Below are 270 nucleotides of genomic sequence, written 5' to 3'. Positions count from 1 at the left end.
CCCATACACTAAGGGGTAATTAGCACGCATACCCACTTTAGTAAATTGACCACCGCGATAACCAAAGGCACTTTGTAGTGCGCTTATAAAGTCGTCTTCACTTTGTGCCATGTGCTGCTCAACGTGCTGTTGCTGCATACACCACACCAGTGAATAGCGGTTGTTGCTCATAGGTAATAGCGCCATGGGGCCATGTTGCGTAAATCGCTCAAAAGCATGGTTATTATGCCCACCAGCTACTTCTATATTGGCAATAATAGCCCCTTGCTC

The 270-nt window shown here is 46.7% G+C and carries 1 pseudogene; it reads right to left on the bottom strand.

The features are described from left to right. Window positions 1-270 (bottom strand): annotated as a pseudogene (locus AAEY62_RS22525) (2-octaprenyl-6-methoxyphenyl hydroxylase); the annotation flags it as partial.

The sequence above is a fragment of the Pseudoalteromonas sp. GW168-MNA-CIBAN-0100 genome (assembly GCF_040309225.1).
GTDB lineage: Bacteria > Pseudomonadota > Gammaproteobacteria > Enterobacterales > Alteromonadaceae > Pseudoalteromonas > Pseudoalteromonas arctica.
This window is presented reverse-complemented; position numbering and strand designations above follow the sequence as displayed.